Source organism: Oceanomicrobium pacificus (genome assembly GCF_009833495.1).
GTDB classification, from domain to species: Bacteria; Pseudomonadota; Alphaproteobacteria; order Rhodobacterales; family Rhodobacteraceae; genus Oceanomicrobium; species Oceanomicrobium pacificus.
Window position 1 is genome coordinate 121,468 of record NZ_WUWG01000005.1, and the last position, 16,886, is coordinate 138,353.

The following is a 16,886-nucleotide window of genomic DNA, read 5'->3' on the forward strand; positions in this document are numbered from 1 at the left end:
GTCCCACAGCGTTCAGGCCGCAGGCAATAAACCGAGCAGCAATACCGAGCCTGAAATGCGAAACTGGGGATGGGTGACCATCCCCTCTTTTTTTGTCTGAACGGTGGCCGCCGTCAGGTGCCGCGGCTGATTGCGGCGACACCGGTGCGGGCCACGTCGATCAGCCCCAGCGGACGCATCAGATCGATGAACGCGTCGATCTTCTCCGGCGCGCCGGTCAGCTGGAAGACGAAGCTTTCCAGCGTGCTGTCCACGACAGAGGCGCGGAACACGTCGGAGATGCGCAGCGCCTCGACCCGCTTGTCGCCCGTGCCCTGCACCTTGACCAGCGCCAGTTCGCGCTCGACGGAGGCGCCCTCGACCGTCAGGTCGTGCACGTCATGCACCGGCACCATCCGGCCAAGCTGGGCCTTGATCTGTTCGATGACGGCGGGCGTGCCGGTGGTGACCACGGTGATCCGCGAGCGGTGGCCGCTATGGTCGGTCTCGGCGACGGTCAGGCTGTCGATATTGTAGCCGCGCCCCGAGAAAAGCCCGATCACACGGGCCAGAACGCCGCTTTCATTGTCGACCAATATGGCGAGCGTGTGCGTTTCCTGCCGGTCGTCGAGCGGGTTCTTCAGGTCATAGGCGCTCTTGCGCGAGGCCCCTTTTTTCAGCGAGAGGGCATTCATCTGTCTGTCTCCTGTTGGGCCGGAGCCCGTTCGGGCCGGTCCGGTTCCTGGCGCTCCGGCAGACGCAGGCTTTCGCCCGCGCCGAGGACCGGCGTCGCGATTGGATAGTCCAGACCGGCGCTGCGGTCCAGAAGGTCGAAAAGCGGTGCGAACTCCGCCCCGAAGGCCTGGGCCTCCAATGGTGCCATGTCAGTGCGCCAGCGGTCCTGTCGGCCGCGGTTGAACTGGATGAACCGCGTGTCGAGCACCTGCGCGACGGTGGCGTCGGCCTCGGCGTCGGTCATGGGCAGGCCAAGCTGCGCGAACGCGCCCTGCAGCACTGCTGTGCTGTGCCCGACGAGCCGACCGAAGGGCAGGGGCACCATGCCCGGCAGAGCCAGCCAGCCCGTCAGGCTGTCGCACTGGTTGCGGATGCCGTTGCGCGCGGCGTCAAGGTCCGTGATCTCGGAAAAGGCCGGCCGGCCGTCGCGCTGCGCGCGCGCCCCGTGATCCATCATCGAGAGCGCCATGTCGCGCGGGTCGCGGATCGCCGCATGCCCGACCGCGCGGCCCTGCCGCAGGAGCGCCGCCAGCGGCGGGTCGGGGCGGGTGTGGGTTTTCACCGCAACCGGCCCGCCACGCCGCGCAGCCTCGGCGGCCAGTGCCGCGACCTCGTCGTCCGAGACATGGCTGATGAAGTTGATCTTCGACCCTTGGGCGCCGCAGCCCGCAGGCAGCGGCGACTGGTCGATGCCGGCGCGCTCCAGTCCGGTGCGCACCAGCTCGAAGGCAAAGGTCGAGCCGCATTTGGTCATGCCATAGCTGATATAGACCAGCGGTTGCATCCCGAAGCGGCCCCGAACCCCGATCAGACGAGAACGGCGCCGCCGCTGTCGATCGCATCCGCGGTGGAGGCGTCGCCAAGCAGCATTTCGTTATGCGCCTTGCCCGACGGAATCATCGGGAAACAGTTCTCGTGCTTTTCAACGAGGCAGTCGAAGAGCACCGGCCCGTCATGGTTCAGCATCTCCATGATGGCATCGTCGAGATCGGCCGGATCGGAACAGAGGATGCCCTTCGCGCCAAAGGCCTCGGCCAGTTTCACGAAATCGGGCAGGGCTTCGGACCAGCTTTGCGAATAGCGCTCGCCATGCAGGAGTTCTTGCCACTGGCGGACCATGCCGAGGCGTTCATTGTTCAGGATGAATTGTTTGACCGGCAGGCGATACTGCGCGGCGGTGCCCATTTCCTGCATGTTCATCAGCCAGGAGGCCTCGCCCGCCACGTTGATGACCAGCGCGTCCGGGTGGGCGATCTGCACGCCGATCGAGGCCGGCAGCCCGTAGCCCATCGTGCCGAGCCCGCCCGATGTCATCCAGCGGTGCGGATCCTCGAAGCCCAGGAACTGCGCGGCCCACATCTGGTGCTGGCCGACCTCGGTCGTGACATAGCGGTCGCGACCCTTGGTCAGGGCTTCGAGCCGTTCCAGCGCATATTGCGGTTTGATGGTTTCGGTCGAGTTCGTGTAGTTGAGCGACTTGACCGCCTTCCAGCTTTCGATCTGGGTCCACCAGGCCTTGACGCCCTCCGACGCCGTCTTGCGGCCGCGCTTGACCCACAAGTCATACATGGCCTGCAGCACCGCGCCGACATCGCCGATGATCGGGATGTTCACATGGATGTTCTTGTTGATCGAGCTGGGGTCGATATCGACATGGACCTTGACCGAGCCTGGGCTGAACGCGTCGGTGCGCCCGGTGATCCGGTCGTCGAACCGCGCTCCGATGCAGAGCATCAGGTCGCAGTCATGCATGGCCCAGTTGGCCTCGTAGGTGCCGTGCATCCCCAGCATCCCGAGCCAGGCCTCGCCCGATGCCGGATAGGCGCCGAGCCCCATCAGCGTGGAAGTGATCGGGAAACCGGACTCGCCCACGAAACGGCGCAGGACCGCGCTCGCTTCGGGACCCGAGTTGATGACCCCGCCGCCGGTGTAGAAGATCGGGCGCTCGGCTTCTTCGATCGCCTCGACGGCCGCCAGGATCATGTCCGCGTCGCCTTCGGTCTGCGGGGCATAGTGGCTCACGCGCGCCTCTTTCGGCGGAACATAGGTGCCGGTGGCGAACTGGACGTCCTTGGGAATGTCGATCAGGACCGGGCCGGGGCGCCCGTTGGTCGCGACATGGAAGGCCTGATGGATCGTGTCGGCCAGCATGTCCGTGTCCTTCACCAGCCAGTTATGCTTGGTGCAGGGGCGGGTGATGCCGACAGTGTCGGCTTCCTGGAACGCGTCATTGCCGATCATGAAGGTCGGGACCTGCCCGGTCAGGACGATCATCGGAATACTGTCCATCAACGCGTCGGTCATGCCGGTGACGGCATTGGTCGCGCCGGGGCCGGAGGTGACGAGGACAACCCCGGGCTTGCCGGTCGAGCGGGCATAGCCTTCGGCGGCATGGGTCGCGCCCTGTTCGTGCCGCACGAGGATGTGGCGGATGTCGTTCTGCTTGAAGATCTCGTCATAGATCGGGAGCACGGCGCCGCCCGGATAGCCGAATACGGTGTCGACACCCTGATCCTTCAGGGCCTGGATAACCATTTTGGCGCCGGTCATCTGACGGGTCATCTTCTCTCTCCTCTGGGCTGCGGCCGCGGGGGCCGGTTGCAGCGTCGTTCAGCCATAAAAAAACCCCCGACCGGGGGTGCAGCGCTTGGTCCGATCCGGTGCTCCGGTCAGAACAAGCGCAGTCCAAGAATTACTACAGTCGCGGTCATGGCATTTCCTCTTGCGTCCGCTTTTCTTAGGCAGGCCGTGCCGGAAGGTCAACCGGTCAAATTGCAGAAAGTTGCGAAAATCGGCCCGATTGTGGTTTTTCCTTTCGCGGGAAGGGGTCAGCTTTGCAGGACGCCATGCTCCAGCGCATAGCGCGTCAGGCCCGCGGTGGATGCGATGCCGAGCTTCTGCTTGATGTTCTTGCGGTGGGTCTCGACCGTGCGGACGGAAATGTCGAGCACGCGGGCCACTTCCTTGTTCGACTTGCCCGTGGCCAGTTCCAGCAGCACCGTCTGCTCGCGCGATGTGAGCGGTTCGGCCTTGCCGGCAAGATCGGGTTCGGGCGCGAGGCCGAAATAGAGTTCGCCCCGGTGTACGGCCTCTATCGCGGTGACGATCTCCTCGGTCGGCACGTCCTTCAGAAGATAGCCGCGCGCCCCGTGGCGTTTGGCCGTGGCGATATAGACCGGACTGTCATGCATCGACAGGATCAGCACTCGGGCCTGCGGGTTGTGCTCGATCATGATCTCGGTCGCGGCCAGACCGTTCATGCCGGGCATGTTGATGTCCATGAGCACGATGGCGGGCTGGTGGGCGTCGAACTTGTCGAGCGCCTCCTGACCCGTGGCGGCTGTCGCCACCACACGGATATGGTCATATGTGTCGAGGAAGGCGCGGACGCCTTCGGCCACCAGCGGATGGTCGTCGGCCAGAAGGACGGTGATCGGGTCGGATTGCGGGTCGGTCGTCATCAGGCGGGTTCCTTCTGGGAACGGTCGGTGTCGCTCGCGGCGAGCAGGTGCTTGAGGGGCAGGCGGGCCTCGACCACGGTGCCGGACGGGCCGGAGGTCACGCGCAACGTGCCGTCGAGATGTTCCACCCGTTCCTGCATGTTGCGCAGTCCGAGCCCGCTGCCCGCACGCTGGCGTGCCGCGGGCGGCAATCCGTGGCCATTATCCGCAATCCGGAGCGTCACGCCGCGCCGGTGCCCGTGGATCGACACGGTCACTTCCGTCGCATCGGCATGGCGCTCCACATTGGTCAGTGCCTCCTGCGCCACGCGGAAGAGCGCGGTCTTGGCATCGGGCTCCAGACGGTTGCGGAACACCACCGTATCGAAATGGGTCGTGATCCCGGTGCGGCTGCCGAATTCGGTGATCAGGTTCTCCAGCGCCGGACCGAGCCCGAGATCGTCAAGAAGGGCGGGGCGCAGGTCGCGGGAGATGCGGCGCACCTCGGCAATGGCGACCTGCAATCCGTCACGGCCTTTGGACAGGTCATCCTCTGCACCCGGCTTGCCGGTTTCCAGCTTGCGGCGGGTCAGTTCCAGCGCATAGCGCACGCCCACGAGGATCTGGCTGATCCCGTCATGCAATTCGCGGGCAACGCGGCTGCGTTCCTCCTCCTGCGTGTCGAAAATCCGCTGGGTGAGCTGCTTCAGCTTGGCATCGGCCAGACGGCGTTCACGGAAATTGAGCGCCAGACCCGACAGGAAAACGAGCAGCAGCGCCGAAATGGTGATGACCGCGATCCAGACAAATGTGATGCGGATGCGTGCCTCGGTGCCGGCGCGGGCCTGTGCCACTTCGGCCAGCACATCGTCGATGAAGATGCCGGTGCCGATCGCCCACCGCCAGTCTTGCAGGCCGATCACGTAGCTGTACATGTCCGCCACCTCTCCGGTGGAGGGTTTGGGCCAGACATAGCGGTGATAGCCGCCGCCCTTGCGGGCCCGGTCGATCAGCGTCTTGACCACGGCGTCGCCATTGCGGTCCGTCACATCGATCCAGTTCTTGCCGATCAGGTAGGTCTGGCGCGGCGAGACAAGATTGTTGCCGTCATAGTCATAGACGAAGAAGAACCCGTCATCGCCGTAGAGCATGGCCGACAGGATCTGGGTGACCCGGGTCTTGGCCTCTTCGTCATCCGGCGCGGCGCGACCGTAGATATGGTTGATCGAGTTCCGCGCCAGCTGCATGTAATTGTTGAGCTCGGACTGTTTCGCCTCGATCAGTTCGCGCTGAAGAACCTCGATTTCCTGATCGGACAGCGCCTTGGCCTGATAGGCAACAAGCGCGGAAATCGCGAGCACCGCCAGCACCAGCGGCACGGCGGCATAGAGGAACACTTTCTGGCCGTAGGTAATGCCGATCCGGTCACGTCGGGCGACAGGGCTTGCCGTGCCGGGTACGGGTGTCTGGCTATGCTGGTTCATTGCGGCCCGTCTTTAGAAGCGCCCGAGTGTGCGCGCAAGCCCCCGGCGGGTCAAGCAGGGCTGGCCGAACCGGGCATGGCCGGTTCAACCCAAAGGGGCATTCGCGGTCCCCTGCGGGGTGTTTGTCGGCCGATCCGGGCAAATTCGAGGACAATCTACGGGTTTCTACGGATATTCATGGCAAATTCGTGACGCTAGGGTTCCGACATTATCGATCCGCCTGTCGAATCCGGCGGGCACTTATGGGAGGACTACTATGGATCGCCGTTCTTTTCTGAGAACATCCGCGCTCGGCGGGACCGCCGCTGCCGCATCGACGCTGGCCGCACCGGCCTACGCACAGGGCAACCGCAAGCTGACGATGGTCACGTCCTGGGGCCGTGGCCTCGCCGGCGTGTTCGACGCAGCCCAGTATTGCGCCGACAAGATCAACGCACTGTCCGACGGGACGCTGGAAATCGAAATCAAGGCAGCTGGTGAACTCGTCGGCGCGTTCGAAGTGTTCGACGCCGTGTCCTCCGGTCAGGCCGACATGTATCACGCGGCCGACTATTACTTCATCAACCAGCATCCGGGCTATGCGTTCTTCACCTCCGTGCCGTTCGGCATGACCGCGCAGGAACTGATGAACTGGTACTACTATGCCGGCGGTCAGGAACTGCATGATGAGCTGGGCGAGGTGTTCAACCTCAAATCCTTCATCGCGGGCAACACCGGCGCTCAGGCCGGCGGCTGGTTCCGTCAGGAAATCAAGGGTCCGGAAGATTTCAACGGCCTGAAATTCCGCATGCCGGGCCTTGGCGGCCAGGTGCTGGGCGAGCTGGGCGCATCGGTCCAGAACCTGCCGGGCGCGGAAGTGTACCAGGCGCTGGCGTCTGGCGCGATCGACGGCACCGAGTGGATCGGTCCGTGGGCCGACGAGAAAGCCGGTTTCCAGGAAATCACCAAGACCTACTACACCGCCGGCATGCACGAGCCGGGTGCCGGTCTGTCGCTCGCGACCAACCGCGAAGTGTTCGACAGCCTGTCGCCTGCGCATCAGGGCATCATCGAGGAAGTCGCCAAGGCGGCCCACTCCGACAACCTGGCGCTGTTCCTGGCCAACAATGGTGCGGCGCTCGAGCGTCTGCAGTCCGGCGGCGTGAACGTGCTCGAATTCCCCGACACCGTGTGGGATGCATTCGGCACCGCAGCAGCCACCGTGAACGAGCAGTACATGGGTGACGAGCTCTACGCGAAAATCCACGCCTCCTATCAGGACTCGATGAAGAAGTCCTCGGCCTGGATCCAGAAATCGTCCGGCGTCTACACGGCGCAGCGCGACCGCGTTCTGGGCTGATCGCCCGAACCTGTCTGACGATCCACCGGCGTCCGCATCCGCGGGCGCCGGTTTCGCAGACCCTCAAAGACGATACGACAGTGCGAGGGAGCCCGGGCAATGCTTGATGGCGTCATCTGGTTTTTCACCAATCTTCTCATGGGCTTTGTGAATTTCTTCAAAGCCATACTCAACCCGATGGCCTGGCTTGACTGGTCCGACAAGGAAGCGCTGGGGCGCTTCATCTACTATGGCGGCTCGGTCGAGTTCTTCTTCGTCGTGGTCGATCTGGTGATTGTCCTCACCATCGCCGGACTTCTGTACCGCCCGTTCATGTGGGGCATGGTGCGGGTGATGGAGGGCTTCTCCAACAGCATCGGCCGCTTCTTCGCGTGGGCCGGTCTGTTCATGGTCCTGCAGCAGATCATCATCGTGTTCCTGCAGCGGATCTTCCGCGTGGCCGACATCACGGTTGGGCCTTTCGGATATGTCTTCACCCGCGACCTGAGCTGGTATTCAGAGGAACTCAAGCTCTACAACGCGATGATCGTCGCGCTCTGCTGCGCCTACACATTCGTGCAGGGCGGGCATGTGCGGGTCGACCTCTTCTATGCCGGCATGCGCTTCCGCACCAAGCGGCTGGTGGACATGCTGGGCTCGCTTTTCTTCGTGCTGCCGATGATGACCCTCGTCTGGCTCTACGGCTGGTATTTCATGTGGCGCCATCTGGTGACGCCGAAAATCTCCGCCACCGACAAGATCGAAGTGGTGATGCGCAAGACCAAGCTGATGAAATGGAATGTCGAGACGATCGGGTTTTCGCCGAACGGGTTCGACGCCTATTTCCTCTTCAAGGTGCTGCTCGTCGCCTTTGCCGGGATGATGTTCATCCAGGGGCTCGCCTTCTTCTACCGCTCGCTTCTGGAGCGGATCGAGGGTGAGGAGAGCGCCGGCAAATATCTGGATAAAGACAAACTGGATGACGAGATTTCCGAACTCGTCGAATCCATTCACTAAGGATCGGGCAGGACTATGCTTTTTGGATTAGATGGCGTTGAAATCAGCCTGATCATCGTGTTCGCCTGCCTGTTCGGGGCGATCATGTCCGGCTATCCGGTGGCCTTTGCCATCGGTGGCGCGGCGATTGTCTCCTTCGGGATCATTGCGGCGCTCGACAGTTCCGGCATCCTCGTGAAGGAAGTGATCGACACCGGCTCGGCCGAATATGCCGCCGTGATCGCGGAAGGCGTGCCGCGCTACCAGATTTCCCATTTCAGATACCCCGACCTTCCGATGGTCACCGAGGCCCTGCTGCCGGGCGGTTGGGAAACCGCGATGGACCGCAACCTGTCTTTTATCGTGAACCGGATGAACGAGCGGGTTCTGGCCGGACCGTCGATCGAGACGCTGCTCGCCGTCGCAATGTTCGTGCTGATGGGCATCACGCTGGAGCGGTCGCGGATCGCCAACGACCTGCTGACCACCATGGCGCGGATCTTCGGGCCGCTGCCCGGCGGCCTTGCCGTGTCGGTGGTCGTCGTCGGTGCGTTCCTCGCGGCCTCGACCGGTATCGTCGGCGCAACGGTGGTGACGATGGGGCTCCTGTCCCTGCCGACCATGCTGCGCAACAATTATTCGCCGGAACTGGCGACGGGCGTCATCGCGGCGTCGGGCACGCTGGGGCAGATCATTCCGCCCTCGATCGTCATCGTTCTGCTCGGCACGCTGGCGGGCGACCTCTATGCGACCGCGCAGGAAGAGCGCGCTTCGCTTCTGGGCTGTTCGGACGCGCTCACCTATCTGGGCGAGGCGGCGGTTCTGTCCGTCGGCACGCTCTTCCAGGCGGCGATCATTCCGGGCGTCTTCCTCGCCTTCCTCTACGGGCTCTATGCGTTCGGCTATGCGCTCTTCCGCCCGCAGAACGCGCCGCCGATCCATTTCGATGAGGACGGGCGCGAAGGCACCACGCGGGCGCACAAGCTGACATGGTTCCTCGGCGTTCCGGTGGCGCTCATCGTCATTGCCGTCGGCATGACCAGCGTCAACATTGCCGGCAGCCAGTCGATTGCCGTTTCCTCGATCGCCGAACAGGGGCTGCAGGCCGAACTGCGCACCAATGTCGGCGAGCAGTGCAAGATCGCGATGATCGAGAAGCACGGGCAGGAGAAATGGGACCGCGCCGTGGCCACGCAGGCCGAGATCGACGCGGCGGGCGGTTCGCTCAGCCAGGAAGACCGTGTCCTGTCGGAAGACCAGTTGGCCGAGGCCCGCGCGGCAGCGATCGAGGCCGCAGCCCCGATCTCCACCGGTCTCCTGACCATCGTGACCTTCCTCGCACTGGTGCTGACCACCGCCTACGGTGTTGCACCGCAGGAAGCGCGGCGGCCGCTGATGGTCGGCGGGGCAGGCGTGCTTCTGGCGCTCCTTTTGGACATCGTCCTGATCTCCCCGACGACCAGTTCGGGGGCCATGTTCCTGTTGCAGGCCATTCCCTTCTACCTGATCTATCGCGGGCTGCGTCCGGCGGTGGCACGGCTGGGGCAGAATGACCTGCTGCGCGTCGTCTTCCCGCCGCTGGTGCTGATCGTGGCCGTTCTGGGCTCGATCCTCGGCGGGATCACCAACCCGACGCCGGCCGCCGCACTCGGCGCGGGCGGGGCGATCATGCTGGCGGCCTATCGCAAGCTGCAGGAACAGGAAGGCGCGTCCGGCAAGATCATCCTTCTGGCGAGCTTCGCCATGGTGATCATGCTGCTGATCGGCGTGAATTTCGACCTGCGGGCCAATGTCTCGAATGTCAGTTTCGAGAACTGGGTGGCGATCATCGTGGCACTCGTCTGCTACCATGTTGCCATCGGCGGCCTGCTCTATGCCTGCTGGGTGCTTCTGAAGACCCGCGTGCTGACGCCGGTTGTTCGGGAAACCGCCAAGGTGACCTCGATGGTCTTTGCCATCCTGATCGGGTCGCAGCTTCTGAACCTTGTCGTCATCTCCTTTGGCGGCGAGCATTATATTCAGGAGTTCCTGCGCAGCTTCGATCAGGAATGGGTCGTGTTCCTGATCGTGATGCTGGTGCTCTTCATCCTGGGCTTCGTGCTCGACTTCCTGGAGATCATCTACATCGTCATCCCGATCGTCGGGCCGGTCATCTATGGCGGCACGATGGACCCGAAATGGGTGACGATCATGATCGCCGTGAACCTGCAGACAAGCTTCCTGACGCCGCCCTTCGGCTTCGCGCTCTTCTATTTGCGCGGGGTGGCACCGGCGAGTGTGACGACGGGCCATATCTACCGCGGCGTCATTCCCTTCGTGCTGATCCAGGTGATCGGTCTGGCGATCCTGTGGTTCTTCCCCTCGATCGTGACCATCCTGCCGGATCTGCTCTGAGCAGGGGCTGAAAGGACAAAGGGAAAGGGCCGCAGCAACCGCTGCGGCCCTTTTCATGTTTGGTGCCGATCTGGCGGTCAGATTTCGGTAATGTCCGGGAGTTCGATCGCGGCCACTTCCTGCGCGATCTGTGCATGCAGGTCGGTGCTGCGCGCCGGCGCGGTCCGGTCCTCGGGCGCGAGCATGCGCCAGCCGCCGTCGCGATAGACCTCGAGTGGCGAGAAGCGGGCCTTGTAATCCATCTTGGGCGATCCCTGCACCCAGTAGCCCAGATAGACATATTTGAGCCCGGCCTCGCGGGCGATGCGGATATGGTCGAGGATCATGTAGGTGCCGAGGCTGCGGCGGGTCTCGCTCACATCAAAGAAAGAGTAGACGAGCGACAGTCCGTCCGCGAGCACGTCGGTGAGGCAGGTGGCCATCAGCCGGGTCGTCCCGTCCGCCTGCGGCTGCACATATTCAAGGATGCGGCTGCGCACCGGCGTTTCCTCGACCATGGCGGCAAATTCGTAGATATCCATATCCGCCATGCCGCCATCGGCGTGGCGCGCGTCGAGATAGGAACGGAAGAGGGCGAACTGTTCCTCGGTCGCCCAGGTGTCGCGCGGTTCGCGCAGAAGGTCCGCGTTGCGGTTCATCACCCGCCGCAGGCTGCGGTTGGGGCGGAATGCATCGACCGGGATGCGCGCCGACAGGCAGGCGGAACAGTCGGCGCAGGACGGGCGGTAGAGCACGTTCTGCGACCGGCGGAAACCCTGCCGCGAGAGCACGTCATTGAGCTTGTTGGCATCCGATCCGTGAAGGGCGGTAAAGAGCTTGCGCTCGATCCGCCCCTCCAGATACGGGCACGGCTGCGGGGCCGTGACATAGAATTGCGGCGCCGTCGGCGGCAAGTGACGCATGCGTGTCCCCCAACACAGGTATCAGGCCGACAACGCTAGCAAAGCCCGGGGGCGGCTTGCAATTGCCTATCTGGCCCTCATGCCGGCGAATTGATCGCGGTCGATCCCATGATCATGTCGGGCAGGCCCTGGCGGTAGCGGCTGTTGACCATCAGCACGATGGAGATCAGCTGCAGCACGAAGAAGGCGAAGCAGATGAAGAAGAGCGTCGTGTGCACCACGGCCTGGCCGAAGGTGAATCGGTGGCCGTCACGGTCGCGCAACTCGATGCCGACGAGCCGCATGCCGATGGTCGAGCTTTTCGATCCGATGGTGATGACGCGGTAGATGAAGCTCGTCACCATCCAGATCGCGCCGAGCACGAAAATGCCAAGCCCCAGCGTGAGCACGACAACCACCATCGAGATGGCGAGGATGATGAACAGGTCGAACACCCAGGCGACCAGTCGGCGCGCGGGAACCTTGTCATAGAATTGCGCATCCAGTTCAGGATGCGGCAGGCCGGAGGTGTGGCTGGCATATCCGGTATCGGCGTTCATGGTCCAATCCTTGGGTTGGGTGTGGGCAACCCCTGCCACGGACGGGCAGGGGAGGCAAGTCTCGGTCCTCAGGCCGGGTTCGGTGTGCCGCCGTAGGGCGTGTCCTGCCGCGGTGCATCCGTGCCGGTGCGGCGTTCGTTCATGAACTGGTCGAACTCGGCCTGGTCCTTGGCCTGGCGCAGCCGGTCGAGGAAGCTCGTGAACGCTGTCTGCTCATCCTCGAGCCGCTTCAGCGTTTCCTCGCGGTAGCTGTCAAACGCGTGGTTTCCGGTGCTCGAGAAGCGAGATTTGAAACGGTGTTTTTTGGTGCGTCCGCACATGGGTTTCCTCATGATCATATAGGCAAGAAGGGCAAGGCCGATGGGCCAGAAGACGATGAAGCCGAGCACGGTTGCAGCGATCCAGGCTGCCTTGCCGCGCGCATCGAGCCAGTTTTCAGCATCGCGCAACCAGTTTTGAGCGGAATGCATGGTCGGGTCCTTTCTCATGTAAATGTGTTTCACATTAACATAGATGGGAGATGCGCGGCCGTTTGCAAGCGACGTCGCGTCAAAAAACCGGCTGACAGTGGAAAAACGTGCGGTTCCGCACAATCGTGCGGGCAGGTCGTGGCGGGATGCGGCCCTAGTCCGACGGCAAAAGCCCCAGACCTCTCAGATAGATACCGGTGCCGCTCTCCAGAAGTTGCTCGGCCGAAAAGGGACCGCGATTACCGTCGCCGCCGCGCGCGAACAGTTCCACGACACCATGGGACAGGGCCCAGATATGGTCGGCCACCATGGAGGCTGGCGGGCGGCGGTCCTCGGGAATGTGGCGGGCCATCGTCTCGGCCGCGCGGATCAGCACGGATTTGGCGCGGTTCGCGGCCATGTTGAGCGCCGGCGTGGCGTGCACCGAAATACCGCTTTCGAACATCGCGATATAGTGGCCGGGATTGGACCGCGCGAAACTGAGATAGGCCCGTCCGACACTTTCAAACGCCTGCAGCGAGGATGGCAGCCCGTCCGCATAGGCGGTCTCCAGCACTTCCGCGAACATCTCGTAGCCCTGCCGCGCGACCTCCTCGAGCAGGTCCTCGCGCCCCTTGAAGTGGCGATAGGGCGCCGCCGGGCTGACACCGGCCTGCCGCGCGGCCTCGGCCAGCGTGAAGCCCTGCGGCCCTTTCTCCACGATGAGCGCCAGCGTCGCCTCGATCAGCGCTTCGCGCAGGTTGCCGTGGTGATAGCCGCGCCGCGCGCGGGTTTCGCTGCTCATGGCACTGCGGAGCGGTTGCGGCGGGAGGTGGCAGGTTGCCTCATGCGTTCAGGTCCGCATCCATGAGCGCCGGTCCGCCGGTCAGCGTTGGGTCCGGTCCGATCGATGCATCCGGATCGGCCTTTTCATACGGAACATGGCTGAGAAGCGTGCGCATCACCTCCAGCCGGGCGCGCTTCTTGTCATCCGCGCGGATCACGGTCCACGGCATGCCGGGCCTGTGGGTGCGTTCCAGCATCTCGCGGATCGCGACCGTATAGTCGTCCCAGAGCGACAGACCCTTCACGTCGATGGAGGAGAGTTTCCACTGTTTGAGCGGGTCGGATTCGCGGGCGAGAAAGCGACGCAACTGTTCCGCGCGCCCGACTGTCAGCCAGATTTTCAGGAAGATGATCCCGTCATCGACAAGCGCCCGTTCGAAATCCGGCACCTGGTCGAAGAAGAGCGCCCGCTGTGCATCGGTGGAAAATCCGAAGACCCGTTCGACGACGGCGCGATTGTACCAGGAGCGGTCGAAGAGCGAGAGTTCGCCGGCCGCCGGCAAGTGTTCGACGTAGCGCTGGAAATACCATTGCGTCTGCTGGCGCTCGGTCGGCTTTGGCAGGGCCACAACCCGGGTCCAGCGCGGGTTCATATTCTCCCGCACGCGTTTGATCGCGCCACCCTTGCCGGCCGCGTCGCGCCCCTCGAAAAGGACCACAACTCGCTGGCCGCTGTCGCGCAGCCAGTTCTGCATCTTGGCCAGTTCGACCTGCAGCGCGTCATACTGGTCGTTATAGTCGCTCTTGGGCAACTCTTCCGCATAGGGATAGTCAGGCCCGAGGATCGGATCGCCGCCCGACGCATCGATCGCTTCGCGCACCGCTTTCGGCGCCTCTTTTTCATAGTAGCGGCTGATGGCCCCGTCGAAGGGGAGGTCCTGGCTCATATCTTCGCTCCTGCTCCGCCCGTCAGTATGAAGAGCGCCTGTCCGGGGTGCAACCGGGCAGGCGGTCAGGCGGTTCCCTGCGCGACCCGGTCGATGGCGGCAAGGAGCGCGGGTGTTGCCACATGATGGGGCATGTGGCCGACCCCGTCGAGGCGCACGAGGTTGGATCCGTCGACGGCCTTGGCCAGCGGTTCGGAATGGACCTTGAGCGGCACGGTCGTGTCGGCGGTTCCGTGCAGGATTTCCACCGGCATCCGGAGCGTGGCGTAGCGCGGCGCCATGGTCCGCAAATAGCCCTTCAGATTGCCCACATCGGCGGCGTTGGCGCGGATCGTGTCAGGCTGGAGCGCGATCGGCGGGCCGACATGGTCGATATAGCCCACGGGCACCGGCTGCGGCGCGAAAATCCGTGCAACCGTCCGCTCCACGAAGGACTCGGTTGCGAAGCTGCCGAGCGCGCGGGCGACCGCCGGACCGGTTACGGGCGAGCCCGCCAGCCCATAAAGAAACCCGACGCCGCCCTCCCACGGGTGGCTGGCCGCGCCAAGGAGCACCAGCCCGTCGACGCTTTCGGGCGCATCGAGCGCCCAGGCAAGCGCCACTGCGCCGCCATAGCTGTGCCCGACGATGATGGCCTTCTCGATGCCGAGCCCGCGCGCGGCCTCGCGCATCAGCCGGGCCTGTTCGGACGGGTCGTCACCGCGGGTCGCGGGGCGCGAACTGAAGCCGAGCCCGGGTCGGTCGAAGGCCAGCACGCGGCGGGTCCGGGCGATCTCGGCATAGGGGCGATAGGTCCAGTCGCGAAGATTGCCGCTCGCGCCGTGGATCAGGATCACCGCACGGCCCTGGCCGGCCATTTCGTAATGCAGCCGCGTCCCGTCGCGGGTGATGAAATCGCCGGTGGGCGGATAGTTAACGATCTGATCCTTCACACCGTCCTCCGGCGCGCACCCGGCGAGGGCCGCGAGCGACAGGCCGCCCGCGCCCTGCAACAGGCGGCGGCGCGAGACGCGACGCGCGTCAATCCGTGGACCCGATCCGGTCGAGCTCATATGGCGTTGTCTGGTATATCTCATTGATCCAGTTGCCATATAAAAGGTGCGCGTGGCTGCGCCAGCGGTTCTCCGGATTTCGTGAAGGGTCGTCAGACGGGTAGTAGTTGCGCGGCACCTCGATCGGGGCGCCGGTCGACACGTCCCGGTCATATTCTTCCTTCAGCGTCTGGCTGTCATATTCCAGATGGTTGAAGATATAGAGCGCGCGGTGTGCGGGGTCTTCCACCAGACAGGGGCCGACCTCGGAACTGTCCATCAGGATTTTCAGGTCTGCGTGGGCACGCACATCTTCGGCGCGGATCTCGGTCCAGCGGCTGACGGGCACCACGAAATCGTCGGAGAAGCCGCGCAGATAGGGCGAGGCCGGGTCGAGATTCTTGTGCCGGTAGCAGCCGAAGGCCTTTTCCTTCAGCATGTGCTTCGGCACGCCGTGGAAATGGTTGATGAGCGCCATGCCGCCCCAGCAGACGCCGAAGGTCGAATGGACATTGGTCTGGGTCCAGTCCATCACTTCGCGCATCTCGTCCCAGTAGGACACCTCTTCGAAGGGCAGATGCTCGATCGGTGCACCTGTGACGATCAGCCCGTCGAACTTCTCCTGCTTGGCCTCCTGGAAGGGTTTGTAGAAGGCTTCCATATGTTCAGACGAGGTGTTGCGCGTCTGGTGCTCGGTCATCCGGATAAGCGTCAGTTCGATCTGCAGCGGCGTGGCACCGATCAGGCGGGCGAACTGGGTCTCCGTCTGGACCTTTTTCGGCATCAGGTTCAACAGCCCGATCCGCAAGGGACGGATATCCTGCCGCTCGGCCGTCCGGTCCGACATGACCATGACGCCCTCTCGGGTGAGCACGTCGTGGGCAGGCAGGTCGGAGGGGATCTTGATCGGCATGGGTTTCCCGTTCGCTATGGGTGAGGTCCGAAGATGTAGGCCGCGCAACCGGTCAGGGCAAGGGGCGGGTCAGCGCCGGTCGATGGCCTGTCCGACGAGCGCGTCGAAATCCGCCGCATCGCGGAGCGCCGCGACCTCCTCGGCCTCCACCGTCACGCCCCAGCGTTCGGCAATGGCCGCGTAGCGCGGCAGGCGGTGCGCGATCAGCTTCTCGAACCCCCAGGCCGCGAAATCGTCCGGGTCCACGTCGGCTTCCGCGCAGTCATGCGTTGCCAGATAGTCGTCCCAGCAGTCGCGCAGGAAGGGTTCGGGATAGTACATGGGCTTCGGCGCCCGCTTGAACCGCGCCACCAGTTCCGACCGCTGGGCCTCCGTCCCGCGGATCCAGACCGGCAGCGTTTCGCGCGACAGTACCGTCAGCACCGGATCGTCCGCATTCTCGGGGTCCACCACCTCGCAGATCGAGCCCGACGTGTCGGACACGAAATGCGCGTAGCCGTAAATGTCCCGCGCCTTGGTGATGAAATGCGATGTGTCCATCAGCGCCGCCTGTTCGGCCAGACGGTGCTGGCGCTGGCGGCGCAGATATTCCTCGAACGGGATGCCGCCCTTGTCGGGGTCGCCCGGCTTGCCGAGATAGGTGGAAAGCGGGGCGAGGTTCTGGAAGCTGATATTGGAGGCGATGTAGATCGAGTCGGACAGGAGAAGCTCGCGCAGGAAGGGCGTGCGCATCGCCTCCCGCTTGAAATTGTCGACGATATGCTCGCCCATGTAGCGGGTGCCGATCCGGTAATCGACGGAATAGTGGAACCAGTCGCCGCCGGCGCGCAGCATGTTCGACAGGTGGGTCTTGCCAAGACCCGACATGCCGAAGAGCGACACGCGTTTCTGGTCGGCGCGCTGCCAGTCGGCGGCGGAGGAATAGATCATCTTGGGCGGCCCTGTCCTGCGAATATGCCCCTTGCCTAGCGGT

16 protein-coding genes are annotated in these 16,886 nt (G+C 63.9%); 3 read left to right on the plus strand and 13 right to left on the minus strand.

Annotated features, from left to right (window positions below; all coding sequences use genetic code 11):
- Window positions 1–113 precede the first annotated feature (113 nt).
- The 5 genes from ilvN to GSH16_RS12025 all read right to left on the minus strand — a co-directional run bounded on the left by ilvN (window position 114) and on the right by GSH16_RS12025 (window position 5,638).
- Complete coding sequence (ilvN, locus tag GSH16_RS12005; protein ID WP_160855429.1) at window positions 114–674, minus strand: acetolactate synthase small subunit; 561 nt, start codon at window positions 672–674, stop codon at window positions 114–116.
- Window positions 671–1,498 (minus strand): hypothetical protein, encoded by an 828-nt coding sequence (locus GSH16_RS12010; protein WP_160855431.1) that lies wholly within the window; start codon window positions 1,496–1,498, stop codon window positions 671–673. The genes ilvN and GSH16_RS12010 overlap by 4 nt, the downstream gene beginning before the upstream one ends.
- Before the next feature lie 23 nt (window positions 1,499–1,521).
- Window positions 1,522–3,276 carry an acetolactate synthase 3 large subunit gene (locus tag GSH16_RS12015; RefSeq protein ID WP_160855433.1) on the minus strand — a complete coding sequence of 585 codons (1,755 nt, stop codon included), beginning with the start codon at window positions 3,274–3,276 and terminating at the stop codon, window positions 1,522–1,524.
- A gap of 266 nt (window positions 3,277–3,542) precedes the next feature.
- Complete coding sequence (locus GSH16_RS12020; RefSeq protein WP_160855435.1) at window positions 3,543–4,175, minus strand: response regulator transcription factor; 633 nt, start codon at window positions 4,173–4,175, stop codon at window positions 3,543–3,545.
- Entirely contained in the window at window positions 4,175–5,638 is a 1,464-nt protein-coding gene (locus tag GSH16_RS12025) for a cache domain-containing protein (RefSeq protein ID WP_160855437.1), read from the minus strand. Before GSH16_RS12025 ends, GSH16_RS12020 begins: the two co-directional genes overlap by 1 nt.
- 256 nt (window positions 5,639–5,894) lie before the next feature.
- Between GSH16_RS12025 and GSH16_RS12030 the strand changes: the two genes are divergently transcribed.
- The 3 genes from GSH16_RS12030 to GSH16_RS12040 all read left to right on the plus strand — a co-directional run bounded on the left by GSH16_RS12030 (window position 5,895) and on the right by GSH16_RS12040 (window position 10,346).
- Complete coding sequence (locus GSH16_RS12030) at window positions 5,895–6,977, plus strand: TRAP transporter substrate-binding protein (protein ID WP_160855439.1); 1,083 nt, start codon at window positions 5,895–5,897, stop codon at window positions 6,975–6,977.
- A 99-nt stretch (window positions 6,978–7,076) separates the two neighbouring features.
- The gene (locus GSH16_RS12035) at window positions 7,077–7,973 is read left to right on the plus strand and encodes a TRAP transporter small permease subunit (protein ID WP_160855441.1); all 897 of its coding nucleotides are present in this window, start codon (window positions 7,077–7,079) and stop codon (window positions 7,971–7,973) included.
- 15 nt (window positions 7,974–7,988) lie between these two features.
- Window positions 7,989–10,346 (plus strand): TRAP transporter large permease, encoded by a 2,358-nt coding sequence (locus GSH16_RS12040; protein ID WP_160855443.1) that lies wholly within the window; start codon window positions 7,989–7,991, stop codon window positions 10,344–10,346.
- A gap of 77 nt (window positions 10,347–10,423) precedes the next feature.
- On the opposite strand, the gene GSH16_RS12045 is transcribed toward GSH16_RS12040, so the two are convergent.
- From GSH16_RS12045 to GSH16_RS12080, 8 genes are all read right to left on the minus strand, one after another.
- Complete coding sequence (locus GSH16_RS12045) at window positions 10,424–11,248, minus strand: arginyltransferase (protein WP_160855445.1); 825 nt, start codon at window positions 11,246–11,248, stop codon at window positions 10,424–10,426.
- Between the two features lie 77 nt (window positions 11,249–11,325).
- Window positions 11,326–11,787, minus strand: a complete 462-nt coding sequence (locus GSH16_RS12050; protein ID WP_160855447.1) for an RDD family protein — start codon at window positions 11,785–11,787, stop codon at window positions 11,326–11,328.
- 68 nt (window positions 11,788–11,855) lie between these two features.
- Entirely contained in the window at window positions 11,856–12,257 is a 402-nt protein-coding gene (locus GSH16_RS12055) for a DUF2852 domain-containing protein (RefSeq protein ID WP_235913179.1), read from the minus strand.
- Window positions 12,258–12,411: 154 nt separating this feature from the next.
- On the minus strand, window positions 12,412–13,041 hold the full coding sequence (locus GSH16_RS12060) for a TetR/AcrR family transcriptional regulator (protein WP_160855451.1): 630 nt from the start codon (window positions 13,039–13,041) through the stop codon (window positions 12,412–12,414).
- A 40-nt stretch (window positions 13,042–13,081) separates the two neighbouring features.
- Window positions 13,082–13,969 carry a polyphosphate kinase 2 gene (gene ppk2 / locus GSH16_RS12065; RefSeq protein ID WP_160855453.1) on the minus strand — a complete coding sequence of 296 codons (888 nt, stop codon included), beginning with the start codon at window positions 13,967–13,969 and terminating at the stop codon, window positions 13,082–13,084.
- A gap of 65 nt (window positions 13,970–14,034) precedes the next feature.
- Entirely contained in the window at window positions 14,035–15,021 is a 987-nt protein-coding gene (locus GSH16_RS12070; RefSeq protein WP_160855455.1) for an alpha/beta fold hydrolase, read from the minus strand.
- Window positions 14,990–15,913 (minus strand): homoserine O-acetyltransferase MetA, encoded by a 924-nt coding sequence (gene metA, locus GSH16_RS12075; RefSeq protein ID WP_160855457.1) that lies wholly within the window; start codon window positions 15,911–15,913, stop codon window positions 14,990–14,992. The genes GSH16_RS12070 and metA overlap by 32 nt, the downstream gene beginning before the upstream one ends.
- Before the next feature lie 69 nt (window positions 15,914–15,982).
- Window positions 15,983–16,843 carry an ATPase gene (locus tag GSH16_RS12080; RefSeq protein WP_160855459.1) on the minus strand — a complete coding sequence of 287 codons (861 nt, stop codon included), beginning with the start codon at window positions 16,841–16,843 and terminating at the stop codon, window positions 15,983–15,985.
- Window positions 16,844–16,886: the final 43 nt, after the last annotated feature.

Bases quoted from the DNA above. Each gene is read 5' to 3' on its own strand.
- GSH16_RS12070 (WP_160855455.1), bottom strand. From the start codon at position 15,021: ATGAGCTCGACCGGATCGGGTCCACGGATTGACGCGCGTCGCGTCTCG.
- GSH16_RS12020 (WP_160855435.1), bottom strand. From the start codon at position 4,175: ATGACGACCGACCCGCAATCCGACCCGATCACCGTCCTTCTGGCCGAC.
- GSH16_RS12060 (WP_160855451.1), bottom strand. From the start codon at position 13,041: ATGAGCAGCGAAACCCGCGCGCGGCGCGGCTATCACCACGGCAACCTG.
- GSH16_RS12055 (WP_235913179.1), bottom strand. From the start codon at position 12,257: ATGCATTCCGCTCAAAACTGGTTGCGCGATGCTGAAAACTGGCTCGAT.
- GSH16_RS12080 (WP_160855459.1), bottom strand. From the start codon at position 16,843: ATGATCTATTCCTCCGCCGCCGACTGGCAGCGCGCCGACCAGAAACGC.
- GSH16_RS12025 (WP_160855437.1), bottom strand. From the start codon at position 5,638: ATGAACCAGCATAGCCAGACACCCGTACCCGGCACGGCAAGCCCTGTC.
- GSH16_RS12050 (WP_160855447.1), bottom strand. From the start codon at position 11,787: ATGAACGCCGATACCGGATATGCCAGCCACACCTCCGGCCTGCCGCAT.
- GSH16_RS12010 (WP_160855431.1), bottom strand. From the start codon at position 1,498: ATGCAACCGCTGGTCTATATCAGCTATGGCATGACCAAATGCGGCTCG.
- GSH16_RS12035 (WP_160855441.1), top strand. From the start codon at position 7,077: ATGCTTGATGGCGTCATCTGGTTTTTCACCAATCTTCTCATGGGCTTT.
- GSH16_RS12015 (WP_160855433.1), bottom strand. From the start codon at position 3,276: ATGACCCGTCAGATGACCGGCGCCAAAATGGTTATCCAGGCCCTGAAG.
- ilvN (WP_160855429.1), bottom strand. From the start codon at position 674: ATGAATGCCCTCTCGCTGAAAAAAGGGGCCTCGCGCAAGAGCGCCTAT.
- metA (WP_160855457.1), bottom strand. From the start codon at position 15,913: ATGCCGATCAAGATCCCCTCCGACCTGCCTGCCCACGACGTGCTCACC.
- GSH16_RS12030 (WP_160855439.1), top strand. From the start codon at position 5,895: ATGGATCGCCGTTCTTTTCTGAGAACATCCGCGCTCGGCGGGACCGCC.
- GSH16_RS12040 (WP_160855443.1), top strand. From the start codon at position 7,989: ATGCTTTTTGGATTAGATGGCGTTGAAATCAGCCTGATCATCGTGTTC.
- GSH16_RS12045 (WP_160855445.1), bottom strand. From the start codon at position 11,248: ATGCGTCACTTGCCGCCGACGGCGCCGCAATTCTATGTCACGGCCCCG.
- ppk2 (WP_160855453.1), bottom strand. From the start codon at position 13,969: ATGAGCCAGGACCTCCCCTTCGACGGGGCCATCAGCCGCTACTATGAA.